The organism is Tessaracoccus yangjingae, assembly GCF_054483935.1.
In genome coordinates this window covers 2,617,014-2,628,834 of record NZ_CM137014.1, presented here as the reverse complement: position 1 = coordinate 2,628,834, position 11,821 = coordinate 2,617,014, and the positions used below count along the sequence as shown (strand labels likewise).

General features: G+C 70.9%; 12 protein-coding genes. 3 read left to right on the top strand and 9 right to left on the bottom strand.

The window, feature by feature from the left end; all coding sequences use genetic code 11:
• Nucleotides 1-18: 18 nt before the first annotated feature.
• The 3 genes from ACX1D3_RS11785 (at nt 19) to ACX1D3_RS11775 (ending at nt 5,704) form a co-directional block, all read left to right on the top strand.
• Entirely contained in the window at nt 19-1,263 is a 1,245-nt protein-coding gene (locus ACX1D3_RS11785) for a pyrophosphate--fructose-6-phosphate 1-phosphotransferase (RefSeq protein WP_458994033.1), read from the top strand.
• 95 nt (nt 1,264-1,358) lie between these two features.
• Entirely contained in the window at nt 1,359-3,395 is a 2,037-nt protein-coding gene (locus ACX1D3_RS11780; protein ID WP_458994032.1) for a beta-galactosidase, read from the top strand.
• Nucleotides 3,392-5,704, top strand: coding sequence for a glycosyl hydrolase family 95 catalytic domain-containing protein (locus ACX1D3_RS11775; protein ID WP_458994031.1), 2,313 nt, complete (start codon nt 3,392-3,394; stop codon nt 5,702-5,704). Before ACX1D3_RS11780 ends, ACX1D3_RS11775 begins: the two co-directional genes overlap by 4 nt.
• Here the strand turns inward: ACX1D3_RS11775 and ACX1D3_RS11770 are convergent.
• The 9 genes from ACX1D3_RS11770 to ACX1D3_RS11730 form a co-directional block, all read right to left on the bottom strand.
• Entirely contained in the window at nt 5,691-6,875 is a 1,185-nt protein-coding gene (locus tag ACX1D3_RS11770; RefSeq protein ID WP_458994030.1) for a YhjD/YihY/BrkB family envelope integrity protein, read from the bottom strand. The genes ACX1D3_RS11775 and ACX1D3_RS11770 overlap by 14 nt on opposite strands.
• Nucleotides 6,876-6,915: 40 nt before the next feature.
• Nucleotides 6,916-7,476 carry a MerR family transcriptional regulator gene (locus ACX1D3_RS11765; protein ID WP_458994029.1) on the bottom strand — a complete coding sequence of 187 codons (561 nt, stop codon included), beginning with the start codon at nt 7,474-7,476 and terminating at the stop codon, nt 6,916-6,918.
• Nucleotides 7,477-7,648: 172 nt separating this feature from the next.
• Complete coding sequence (locus ACX1D3_RS11760) at nt 7,649-8,113, bottom strand: bifunctional nuclease family protein (protein WP_458994028.1); 465 nt, start codon at nt 8,111-8,113, stop codon at nt 7,649-7,651.
• Between the two features lie 13 nt (nt 8,114-8,126).
• On the bottom strand, nt 8,127-8,810 hold the full coding sequence (gene ftsR / locus ACX1D3_RS11755) for a transcriptional regulator FtsR (RefSeq protein WP_458994027.1): 684 nt from the start codon (nt 8,808-8,810) through the stop codon (nt 8,127-8,129).
• Nucleotides 8,810-9,298 carry an FHA domain-containing protein gene (locus tag ACX1D3_RS11750; RefSeq protein WP_458994026.1) on the bottom strand — a complete coding sequence of 163 codons (489 nt, stop codon included), beginning with the start codon at nt 9,296-9,298 and terminating at the stop codon, nt 8,810-8,812. The genes ftsR and ACX1D3_RS11750 overlap by 1 nt, the downstream gene beginning before the upstream one ends.
• An 84-nt stretch (nt 9,299-9,382) precedes the next feature.
• Entirely contained in the window at nt 9,383-10,129 is a 747-nt protein-coding gene (locus tag ACX1D3_RS11745; RefSeq protein WP_458994025.1) for a DUF881 domain-containing protein, read from the bottom strand.
• On the bottom strand, nt 10,122-10,454 hold the full coding sequence (locus ACX1D3_RS11740; RefSeq protein ID WP_458994024.1) for a small basic family protein: 333 nt from the start codon (nt 10,452-10,454) through the stop codon (nt 10,122-10,124). Before ACX1D3_RS11740 ends, ACX1D3_RS11745 begins: the two co-directional genes overlap by 8 nt.
• 1 nt (nt 10,455) lies before the next feature.
• Nucleotides 10,456-11,235: a DUF881 domain-containing protein gene (locus ACX1D3_RS11735; protein ID WP_458994023.1), complete on the bottom strand. Its 780-nt coding sequence runs from the start codon at nt 11,233-11,235 to the stop codon at nt 10,456-10,458.
• Nucleotides 11,232-11,819: a CDP-alcohol phosphatidyltransferase family protein gene (locus tag ACX1D3_RS11730; RefSeq protein ID WP_458994022.1), complete on the bottom strand. Its 588-nt coding sequence runs from the start codon at nt 11,817-11,819 to the stop codon at nt 11,232-11,234. Before ACX1D3_RS11730 ends, ACX1D3_RS11735 begins: the two co-directional genes overlap by 4 nt.
• Nucleotides 11,820-11,821: the final 2 nt, after the last annotated feature.

Sequence of the window (11,821 nt, the reverse complement as noted above, 5' to 3'; positions counted from 1 at the left end):
GCCGACAACCCAAGCGTCATGCATTCCTATGAAAGGACCCTCATGGTCAAGAAGGTAGCCATCCTCACGGCCGGCGGTTTCGCTCCCTGCCTCTCCTCCGCGATCGGTGGACTGATCGAGCGCTACACGCAGGTGGCCCCCGAGATCGAGATCATCGCCTACCGCCACGGGTACCAGGGCCTCCTCAAGGGTGACTACCTCGTCGTCGACGACAAGGTCCGCGCCAACGCCGCTCTGCTGCACAAGTTCGGCGGCTCCCCCGTCGGCAACTCCCGCGTCAAGCTGACCAACGCCAAGGACCTCGTCAAGCGCGGGCTCGTCGCCGAGGGCGCCAACCCGCTCCAGGTGGCGGCGGACCGTCTCGTGGCCGACGGAGTCGACGTCCTGCACACCATCGGCGGCGACGACACCAACACCACCGCCGCGGACCTCGCCGCCTACCTCGCCGAGCACGACTACGGCCTGACCGTGGTGGGCCTCCCCAAGACCATCGACAACGACGTCATCCCGATCAAGCAGTCGCTGGGCGCGTGGACCGCGGCCGAGCAGGGCGCGATCTTCGCCAAGAACATCGTGGCTGAGCACAACTCGGGCTCGCGCATGCTCATCGTGCACGAGGTCATGGGGCGGCACTGCGGCTGGTTGACGGCCGCCACCGCGCAGGAGTACCGCGCCTGGCTCGACACCCAGGAGTGGCTGCCCGAGATCGGCCTGTCGCGCGCCGCGTGGGACGTGCACGGCGTGTACGTGCCCGAGGGCGTCATCGACATCGCCAAGGAGGCCGAGCGCCTCGGCACCATCATGGACGAGGTGGGCAACGTCACCATCTTCCTGTCGGAGGGCGCCGGCCTCGACGCCATCGTCGCCGAGATGGAGGGTGCCGGCGAGGAGGTGCCGCGGGACCCGTTCGGCCACGTGAAGCTGGACAAGATCAACCCCGGGGCGTGGTTCGCCTCGAAGTTCGCCGAGAAGCTGGACGCAGAGAAGGTCATGATCCAGAAGTCGGGCTACTTCTCCCGCTCCGCCGCCGCCAACGACGCGGACCTGGCCCTCATCAGGCAGTGCACCGACCTCGCCGTCGACTGCGCGCTCCGCGGTGAGCCCGGCGTCATCGGCCATGACGAGGAGAACGGCGATGTGCTGAGCGCCATCGCGTTCGACCGGATCAAGGGCGGCAAGCCGTTCGACCTGAACCAGGACTGGTACAAGGCGATGCTGGCCGACATCGGCCAGGACTTCCCCGTCATCACCGCCGCGCACTGACCCACCGACGCGGGTCTCCCGCGTCACGCAGAGGCTCGTCGCCCCACTCCACACGAGTTGGGACGGCGGGCCTCTGCCGCATGTAGAGTGGACGGGTGAGCATCGAACCGTTTCGACAAGTGCACTCCCCCGGCGTTTGGTTCGGTGGGGACTACAACCCCGAGCAGTGGTCCAGGACCGTACTGGACGAGGACCTCCGCCTCATGCGCGAGGCGCACGTCAACACCGCCACCGTCGGCGTGTTCTCGTGGTCCTCTCTCGAGCCGGAGCCCGGACGCTACGAGTTCGGCTGGCTCGACGACGCGATGGACCGGCTTCACTCGTCGGGTGTCAGGGTGATCCTGGCCACGCCGACGGCCTCTCCCCCGCCGTGGTTCTCCCGCCTCCATCCGGAGGCCCTCCCTGTCACGGCCGACGGCGTGCGCCTCATGCACGGCAGCCGCGACACCTACAACCCCGCGGCCCCCGCCTACCGCGACGCCGCTGTGCGCATCACGCGCGCGCTGGCCGAGCGCTACGGCACCCACCCGGGCCTGGCGATGTGGCACCTGCACAACGAGTACGGCACGGTGTCCTACGGTCCGGTGACCGACGCGGCCTTCCGCACGTGGCTGGCTGGACGCTACGGCGACCTCACGGCCCTCAACGCGGCCTGGAACACGGCCTTCTGGTCCCAGGGGTACTCCGACTGGCGAGACGTCCACGCGCCGCAGGCCACGCAGTACCTGCCCAACCCCGCACACGTCCTCGACTTCAAGCGTTTCAGCGCGGACCTCCTCCTCGACTGCCTCCGGGACCAGGCGACGGTGGTCCGCGAGCTCACCCCGCACGTGCCCACCACCACCAACTTCATGCTGCCCACGTGGAACCACTACGACCAGTGGGCGTTCGCCCGCGAGATCGACGTGGTCTCGATCGACCACTACCTCGACGACGCCGGCCCGGCCGGGGAGACCCACGTGGCCTTCGGCGCGGACCTGGCCCGCTCCTTCGCCGGTGGGCGGCCGTGGCTCCTCATGGAGCAGTCCACGAGCCTGGTCTACGACTACGCCGGCGGCCGGATGCTGCCCAAGGAGCCGGGGCGGATGCGCCGCAACACCTACCAGTACCTGGCCCGCGGCGCCATGGGATCGCTCTTCTTCCAGTGGCGCTCACCGCTCGTGGGCGCCGAGTTCTTCCACTCGGCGATGGTGCCGCACGCCGGCCCGGACTCGTGGATCTTCCGCGAGCTGGCCGCGCTGGGGGCGGAGCTGGAGGCCGTTGCCGAGGCAGTGGCGGACCCCGCCGCCGGTCCCGTGGTCGAGGCCCGGGTGGGCATCGTCTGGAGCGCCGACGCCTGGTGGGCGGCGCAGACCCCCGCGATGCCCTCGAACGACGTCGACTTCCTCCCCGCCGTCCGCGCCGTGCACACGGCCCTCTGGGAACTCGGCGTGGTGGCCGACGTGGTGTCCCCCGACGACGACCTCGGGCGCTACGACGTGATCCTCGTGCCCAGCCTCCTGGCGGTCAGCGACCACCAGGCGGAGGCGTTCGCCCGTTTCGTGGACGGTGGCGGCCATCTCGCGGTCTGGCACTTCGCCGGCTCCACCGACGAACACCTGCGGGTGCGGCACGGAAGCTACTCGGCAGCCTTCGCGTCCCTGGCCGGGATCCGCGTCGAGGAGCACGTGCCGCTGGCCCCCGGCGGCTGCGTGACACTGTCCGACGGGGCCTCGGGGAGCTCGTGGACCGAGCTCCTCCAGCTCCATGGGGCCGAGGCCGCGGCCACCTACACGGGCGACGCCCACCCCGTCATCGGGACCGGATCCCCCGCGGTCACGCGCCGGATCCTCCTGGGCGGGGGCCGCGTGCATTACCTGTCGACGCGGCTGACGGGCGCGGACCTCCGCTCCTTCGTGGGACGGGTGCTGGCCGAGGCAGACCTCCCGACGCCGGGCTATGAGGGGGTGGAGGTGGTCCGCCGTCGAGCCGGCTCCTCCAGCTACCTGTTCGTGATCAACCACGGCACGGTTCCCGCCACCGTCCCCGCCGGGGGCACGAACCTGCTCGACGACGAGCCGGTGACCGGCATCCTCACGCTCGCGGCCGGCGACGTCGCCGTCGTCCGCGAGGACCGGGGGGACGCGTCATGACCAGCCTCACGTATCACCGCCCGTCGCGCTCCTGGCTGGACCGCCTCCCGCTTGGCAACGGGCGCCTGGGCGCCATGGTCGGGGTCGAGGACGGCGCGGTGCGGATCGGCCTGAACGAGTCCACGGCCTGGTCCGGTGGGGTGGGCTCGGCCGTGCGGAACCTGGTCCACCCGGCTGTGGCGGCTGAGGCCCTCGCGGACGCGCGCGCGCTCATCGAGGGCGACGACCCCGTCGGGGCCGAGGAGGCCCTGCGTCCGCTGCAGCACGGCTACGCGCAGGCGTTCCTGCCCGTGGGCGAGCTGGAGGTCCGCCTCGAGGGGGCCGGCGGCGCCGGCGTCGTCCGGTCCCTCGACCTTTCCACCGGCGTCCACACCGCGACACTCTCCGACGGCGCGCGCACCTGGCAGATGCGCACCGCCGCCTGCCTGCGCGACGACGTCCTCGCCCACACGGTGCGGTCGGTTGAGCCGGGCGATCTCCGCATCAGTGTGGCCACGCCGCTGCGGGTCGAATCGCTCGAGGCGACCGACGGCGCGGTCACGCTGATCGCGGCGCTGCCGGCCGACGTCGCCCCCGGCCACGAGCCCGACTCCCCACCCCTCACCTGGGAGGTGCCCGGAGTCGATCCAGTCCGCGTGGCCCTGCGGCTGCGCGTGACCACCGACGGCGAGGTGGGCGCGGACGACGGGGCCATTCTCGTGCGCTCAGCGACCTCAACGGAGATCGTGCTCGCGATCGAGACCACCTACACCTCCCCTACCCTGCCCCCAGGCCCCGTCGAGGACGCCCTCGGGCGGGCGATCCGTCGCGCGGAGGCACACGCCGAGTCCGCACTCGCCCGGCACGCGGCCGCGCACTCCGAGCGGGCGGGGACCTTCTCCGTCCGCCTCGGAGGCACCAGTCCCCTGGCCGATCCCGACGAGCGGGTCAGGTCCGTGGCGCTCACGGACGTGGCCGCCACGGACCCGTCGCTGGTGGCGCTGCTCCTCGAGTACTGCCGCTACCTGCTGCTCAGCTCCAGCCGCGACGGCGGCCTCCCGGCCAACCTCCAGGGGATCTGGAACGCCGAGCTGCAGCCGCCCTGGTCGTCGGCGTACACGCTCAACATCAACCTGCCGATGAATTACTGGGGAGCCGAGACCACCGGCGCATCAGGCTGCCACCGCTCGCTGCTGCCGCTGCTGGAGTCGCTGGCCGAGCGGGGCGGGGACACCGCGCACCGCCTGTACGGCGCGCGGGGATGGGTGGCCCACCACAACACCGATGCCTGGGCCTTCACGCTCCCCACCAACGGGGACGCGTCCTGGTCCCAGTGGGCGATGGGCGGGGCGTGGCTGGTGCGCCAGTTCGACGAGCAGCGGCGCTTCGGCGCGATGGACGAGGAGATGCTCAGCCGGTTCTGGCCCGTCGTCCGGGGCGCGGCCCGCTTCCTCCTGGACTTCCTGCGGCCCGATGCCGACGGGATCCCGCAGACGATTCCCTCCACCTCCCCCGAGAACCGGTTCCTGCACAGAGGGGTCCCGGCGTCGCTGACCAGCTCCTCCGCGATGGACCGCGCCCTGGTCCGCGACGTGCTGCTCCTCGCGGCGGAGCTTGCCTCGACCTTCGCCCCGGAGGACCCGATCGCCGCCGAGGCGTCGGCGACGGCGGCCCGGATCCCCGGGCCGCGCGTCTCGTCGGACGGCACGATCGCGGAGTGGGGCGAGGACCGCGTGCAGGAGGAGCCGTTGCACCGCCATCTCTCCCACCTCCTCCCGTGGTTCCCGGGTGACCTGGACCCGGCCAGCCACGCCGCCGCCGTGGCCGCGACACTCGACGCCCGAGGCGACGACTCCACCGGCTGGTCCCTGGCCTGGAAGATCGCGCTCAGGGCCAGGCTCGGCGACGGCCAGGCCGTGGGGCGGCTGCTGACCCTGGTGGTGCGCCCGGCGGACGACGGCCCCGGCTTCGCCCAGCGCGGCGGGCTCTACGCCAACCTCTTCGCCGCCCACCCGCCCTTCCAGATCGACGGCAACCTCGGATTCCTCGGAGCCTTCGTCGAGGCGCTGCTCCAGAGTCACCGCCCCGGCCGGATCGACCTGCTGCCGGCGCTCCCCCCGCACCTGGACGACGGCGAGGTCACCGGGCTGGTGGCCAGGCCCGGCGTCGCCGTGGACCTCGAGTGGCGCGACCGGCGCCCGCACAGGCTGACTCTCCGAGCCCTCGCACCGGCGGCCGCAGGCACCTATGCCCTCGTCCACGACGGCGTGTCGCGGCCGGTGACCGTGCCGCCGGAGGGCTCGCTGGTGGTGGGGTTCAGCGACGCCTGAGCCCGCGGACCACCCCGGCCAGCAACGCGCCGAGACCGAGCCCCGTGGCCGCGCCGACGCCGTAGCCCAGCCGGGTCCCGATCCGGACGCTCCGTGCCGCCACGTCCTGCCGGACCGGCCGCGCCGGATCCGGTGGCGGCAGGGTGACCGGATCCGCCCGGCGTAGATCGTCGAGGCTCCTGGTGGCCGCCCACCTGCGTGAGGCCTGATGCGACGCCGCCACGGTCTCCTCCGCCAGGTCGATCCCGGCGTGGTCGGTCACCTCGGAGGTCCGCCCGGCGTGGCTCGTGGCAAGCTCTGCCGCCCACACCTCGTCTGTGCCGATCCAGGCGGCGGACATGAGGATGATGGTGGCGAGCAGATTCAACACCAGCATCAGGACGATGACGGGGCCGAAGATGGCCGAGGCGGGATTGTTGGAGAACAGGCCCACGAGACGGCCCGCCACCTGCTGGAGCGCCGTGATGAGGACCGCGCCGATCAGGGTCCCGATCAGCCAGACGCGGGGCCTCGCCCGCTTCCGGGGCATCGCCACGAACAGGAAGGCGATGAGGATCCAGCTGGCCAGGAGCGTGAGCACGACGCTCACGGCCTGGAAGAGGAACTCGATCCCGGGAAGATGGCTCCAGCCCAGCCACTCGATGACCTGCCTGGAGAACCCGCCCCCCACGGAGGCCACGCCGAGGCTCACCCCCACGCACACGAGGAGCCCGAGGAAGATCACCAGATTGAACGCGATCTCGACGAAGAAGTTGCCCCTCCGGGCCGCGTCGGCGAACTTCTCCGACCACATCACCCGGACGGCGCGCTTGAGGTTGCCCACCCAGTTCGAGCCGGAGTAGGCCGCCGTGACGACGGCCACGCTCGCCACCGAAGCCCAGTTCCTGAAGGCGTGATCCACGACCTTCCCGAGGCTCTCCGACAGGTTGGTGGCCCCCAGCTCGGCGTCCAGGAGGTCCTTCACTTGGTCGAGCAGGTCCGGGCGCAGCACGGTGAGCGTCATGCCCAGCATCGAGAAGGCGAACATCAGGATCGGCACCATGGAGAGCACGGAGAAGTAGGTGATGCCGGCCGCGAACTGCGGCCCCAGACGCTTGTTGTAGCGGTTCATCGCGGCCATGGCGTGGGCCACCACAGGCCGCTTCCTCACCCTGTCGATCCAGTCCTTCACGGACGAGACCTTACCGGCGGCTCCGCTGCGCCGGGAGGCTTCAGACGGCCCGCGTCCGCCGTCGGGCCGCGAGCTCATCAGAGGGGTCCAGGGTCTCGGCCGCGGTATCGGCCGTGCGCTCGCCAGGGAGCGCGGCCAGGGTGCCCTCCAGCTCCCGCCAGACGCTGCTGACGGAGATCATGAACATGCCCTGACCACCGCGGCTCAGGTCGAACAGCTCGTTGGCCGAGGTCACCTCGTAGACGCTGAACCCGTCGCTGACGAGCGTCAGCTCGGTCAGGTCGTCGACGCCGCGGGCATGCAGGTGATCGATGGCCACCCGGATCTGCTGCAGGGAGATGCCGATGTCCAGGAACCGCTTGACCACGCGCAGCAGCAGAATGTCGCGGAAGGAGTACAGGCGCTGGGTCCCGGAGCCCTCCGCATTGCGGATGGACGGGACCACCAGCCCGGTGCGGGCCCAGTAGTCGAGCTGCCGGTAGGTGATGCCGGCCACGCGATGGGCGATCGGGCCGCGGTAGCCGGTGTCGCTGGGCACGGGCGCGAAGTCGCCGTCGAAGAGCAGGGCTTGAAGCGGCTCAGCCTCTGGCGTCTCAGTCACGTTCCCTCACTTCTTCCGCGGCGTTGGTGCACCGGCAGACCCGACGCTAATCGGGTGCGCGTCGAGAGCGGGACGACACGCCCGAGCATGCCGGAGAAAGTTCGCGGGCGCGGCCGGCCGTGGCCCGCTCCGGGGCCGGTGCCGAATCCCTCGAATGGGGCCTGACCAGGCATTATTCGTCTTCGAAGTCGTCGGCGTTGACGCTGTCGAGGAACGCCCGGAAGGCCTCAACCTCGTCGGTCTGGGCGGCCTCAACCTCAACCCCTACTTCATCCATGAGGGCGGCCGGGCACTGGATGGTCCACCCCAGGCGTACCGCCACGGCGACGCAGTCGCTCGGCCTGGCGTCGACGACGTGCTCACCGAGTCGCAGCTCTGCCCGGTAGACCCCCTCCTCCATGCCGGTCACGACGACCACGCCCCCGTCGGGCGCGATCATCGGGAGCAGGGTTGCGAGGAGGTCGTGGGTGAGGGGCCGGGCGGCAGCCGTGCCGTCAAGGCCGCTGGCGATCGCCGCGGCCTCGATGTTGCCGACCCAGATGGGCAGGCACCGCGACCCGCCCTGCTCCTGCAGCAGGAGCACCGCCGGCTCGTCCGGCGAGATGAGGCGGATGCCGAGGACGTCGAGACCGATCATGGGCTCAGCCTACTCAGTGGATCTGCCCGTGGAGGAGGGCTGCGTGGGCCTGCATGACAACCCGGTAGAGGTCGACGACCACCTCCTGAGGGGGCCCCGACCGGCGCCGGTACTGGTCGAGCGCCTGTTCGACGACGGCCGCCTCCATCGCCGCCGCCTGCTGCATCACCCTGAGTTGCCGGAGGTCCACGCCGTAGCTGACCAGCTTCTTCGCCGAGACAGCCAGTGCCACCGCCTCGCGGCCGTAGAGCTGGGACCCTCGGCGCGGCTGAATGATCTTGAGGCGCTCGAGATGGATCAGCGACGCCTCGCCGAGTCCCGATTCGGCCAGGACCTGACGACGCGTCAACAGCCCCTGCGCGGCGGAGACACGGGCCGCCTGGCGCGGTTCGGAGGCCGGCTCGTCGTCGGTGGAGGACGGGGTGGCGAGCGATGCGGGCTGTTCCCCGCGGTCGAGTGCGTCGAGTTCCTCGCGGATGACCTTGAGCGGGAGGTAGCGGTCACGCTGCGCGCGCAGCACGTAGAGCAGCCGGTCGACGTCCTCCTGGCTGAACCGCCGGTAACCCGAGGGCTGCTGACGGTCCGGAGAAATCAGACCCTCCGTCTCGAGATACCTCAGCTTGGATACGGAGATGTCCGGGAACTCCGCCCGGATCATCTCCAGTACGCGGCCGATGGTGCGCGCCGCGCCAGGCATCAGCTCAGACCGGGCTCACTCAGCGAGATCGTGGCGCGGTACTTCCCGATCTGGATCTCGTCGCCCTCGCGGAGCACCGTCCGCCCGTCGAGCAGAGTGCGGTTGACGTAGGTGCCGTTGAGGCTGCCCAGGTCCTCCAGATAGAGCTTGCCGGCGCTGCGCACGAACTTCGCGTGATGCCGCGACACGGTGATGTCGTCGAGGAAGATGTCCGACTCCGGATGCCTGCCCACGTTGGTGATGTCGTTGTCGATGAGGAACCTGCTCGAATCCCCCGGGCCGCGGTTGACCACCAGAAGGGCGTTACCCGCGGCGAGCGTCTTGGCCTCCGCCCGCTCCTGGTCCGTCAGCTCGACCACGGGCCGGTCGTCTGCGGTGACCGGGATCATCGTCGTGGTGTCACCCGTCGGGTCTGCCAGGGGGGCCCCGCACACACTGCAGAACCGCGCCTCCGATGAGCTGTCAGATCCACACTGTCGGCACTTCATGAGTCAACACTCCTGGTTCGTCATCGACGGGGCGCTTGGGACTTCTACGCTACCTGAGGAACTTATCACCCGCTATCAACTGCGTTACCGCGGTCTGGCGAACTCGTTCTCCCCCGGGGTGGCCACGGAGTCGATCGCGACGGACTCCTCCTGGGTGATGGTGACCCGCCCACCCACGCGCTCGCCCTCCACCTCGCTGACGAGGCCGCCACGGAAGCGCGCGCCCGCCTCGAGGGTGGCGGGGTCCCCGATGGCCTCGATGAGGTAGGGGGCCTCAAGGGTGACCCCGTCGGCGGTGAGCATGCCCGCCTGATCGGTGCCGAACCAGGACCGCATCACCAGACGCACGGTGTCGTTGAGCTCGATGACCTCTGCGCCCGCATCGCGCAGCTCCTCGACGGCGTCGAGCAGCAGCTCGGCGCTGACCCGGCCCTGCGGGTCGTCGAGCTCGATGCGCACTCCCGGGCCGCTGACCGGCACCGTGCCGGCGATGATCTGTGCCTCCTCCAGCCGCCGGGCCGCCTCGGCCCGCGCGGCCTCGTCGCGGTCCGCCCCGCTCAGGAGTTCGGAGCGTGCCTGCTCGAGGTCGCGCACCTCGTCCTCGAGCCGTCGGGTCTCCGCGGTCACGTTGTCCAGCAGCTGGATGAGATCCGCCTGGCGCACGTTGGCGAACTCGGGCTGGTTCGCCTGGGAGCGCAGCGTCACCACCACGATCAGCGCGGTGAGGAACAGCGCCACGCCGACGGCGAACTGGCCCCGGCTGGGCCGGAAGAAGGCCTTCAGCAGGGCCCCCGGGGGGCGACGGGGGGTGGCGCGCCTCGGCTCAGGCATGGAGCAGCGCCCGTCGGATGGCGGCGGCGTTGGTGAAGATGCGGATCCCGAGGACGACGACGACGCCGGTCGACAGCTGCGACCCGACCCCGATCTGGTCCCCGACGAAGACGATGAGTCCCGCGATCACCACGTTCGACAGGAAGGACACCAGGAACACCCGGTCCGAGAAGATCCCGTCCAGGTAGGCACGGGTGGCACCGAGGATGGCGTCGAACGCGGCCACGATGGCGATGGGGAGGTACGGGACCAGGACGGGAGGCAGGGTGGGCTGCAGGAGCAGTCCCACCACGACGCCGGCCACCAGGCCCAGGATTGCGAACACGTCAGTTCTCCTCGTCGCTGGTCGTGGCGTGGCGGATGGCCATGCCGGGATCCGCCGGGAGGTCGAGATCACCGTCGGACGCCTCGATCTCCATGGTGAGCCCGTAGTTCATGGTGAGGAACTGCCACCAGGCGGCGGCCGGGGTCTCGTTGAACCGGGCCGGGAGCGTGCCCGGGTCCCCGATGACCTCAAGGCGGTAGGGAGGGCTGAGGGAGACGAAGTCCACAGTGATGGCCGCCCCGGCCGCCCGGATCGGGGTCAAGGCGCTCAGCCGCCTCCCGTTGATGGACACGGCTTCGGCGCCGGCCTGCCACAGCCCGTTGACGAGGCGGCTCAGGTCACTGTCGAGCACGAGGCCCTTGGCCTGTGTCGCGGCGGGCGCGTCGTCCACCGTGACGACGATCCCGGGACCTGTCACGGGCAGGGTGCCGGCGGCCAGTTCCGCCTCCGCGAGCCGCTGGCGGTCCTCGGGGGAGCCGAGCGCGCCCCCTGCAAGCTCGCGGACCTCCGCCTCGAGCTGCGCCGACTGGCTGGTCAGCTCGTCCTGGCGGGCCCTGGCGGCGGCCACCCGGTCCAGGAGTTCGGAGCGCTGGGTGGCGGCGGCCCCGGCACCCCGGGTGGTCTGGAGAACGGCGACGGTGAGGAGAACGGCGACGAGCGCGACGCCGACCAGGAGCCGCCCGCGTCCCACCTGGGGGCTGGTCTGCAGCCGGTATTCGGGCTCGAGCGCACCCTCCTGGAGGTCGGTGAGCAGGCTCATGCTGGCGTCGGGACGCCTCACTGAGCGCTCCGTTGTAGCCGCACGGTCTCGCGGACGTAGAGGAGGCCGGCCGCCCAGTAGACGAGGGCACCGAGCGAGCCGAGGACCCAGCCTGCGTAGTGGGCCCAGGCCAGGTCGAGGGAGGTGGGAGAGCCCAGCAGGATCAACGGGAGCGCCAGCAGGAGCAGCATGGTGCCGGCCTTGCCCACGATGTTGACCGGCAGGGCCAGCATCCCGTGGCGCCGCAGAGCCGGAATCAGCGCCGCGAGCATGACGTCGCGGGCCACCAGGATGACCACGAACCACCACGGGACGATCCCGCGGACGAGGAGGACCACCACCGCGGCCAGGATGTAGAGCCGGTCGGCGATGGGGTCCAGGCGGGTGCCCAGCCGGCTGCGCTGCTTCAGCCTGCGGGCGAGGTAGCCGTCGAACCAGTCGGTCACGCCGAACACGGCCAGCATGATGACCGCCGCCACGTCCTGCCCGTCCAGGATCAGCCAGCAGAACACCGGGATGCCGAGGAGACGGATGAACGACAGGACGTTGGGCACCGTGAGGACGGCGTCGGTGTCCCAATCGGGGACCACGGGCGAACTGGTCACGC

Coding starts and splice junctions, on each gene's coding strand:
- ACX1D3_RS11760 (WP_458994028.1), bottom strand. CDS start 8,113: ATGATCGGTCTCGACGTCCTCGGCATCCGCCTCATCTCGCCGGACGAG.
- ACX1D3_RS11750 (WP_458994026.1), bottom strand. CDS start 9,298: ATGAAGTGCCGACAGTGTGGATCTGACAGCTCATCGGAGGCGCGGTTC.
- ftsR (WP_458994027.1), bottom strand. CDS start 8,810: ATGCCTGGCGCGGCGCGCACCATCGGCCGCGTACTGGAGATGATCCGG.
- ACX1D3_RS11775 (WP_458994031.1), top strand. CDS start 3,392: ATGACCAGCCTCACGTATCACCGCCCGTCGCGCTCCTGGCTGGACCGC.
- ACX1D3_RS11785 (WP_458994033.1), top strand. CDS start 19: ATGCATTCCTATGAAAGGACCCTCATGGTCAAGAAGGTAGCCATCCTC.
- ACX1D3_RS11745 (WP_458994025.1), bottom strand. CDS start 10,129: ATGCCTGAGCCGAGGCGCGCCACCCCCCGTCGCCCCCCGGGGGCCCTG.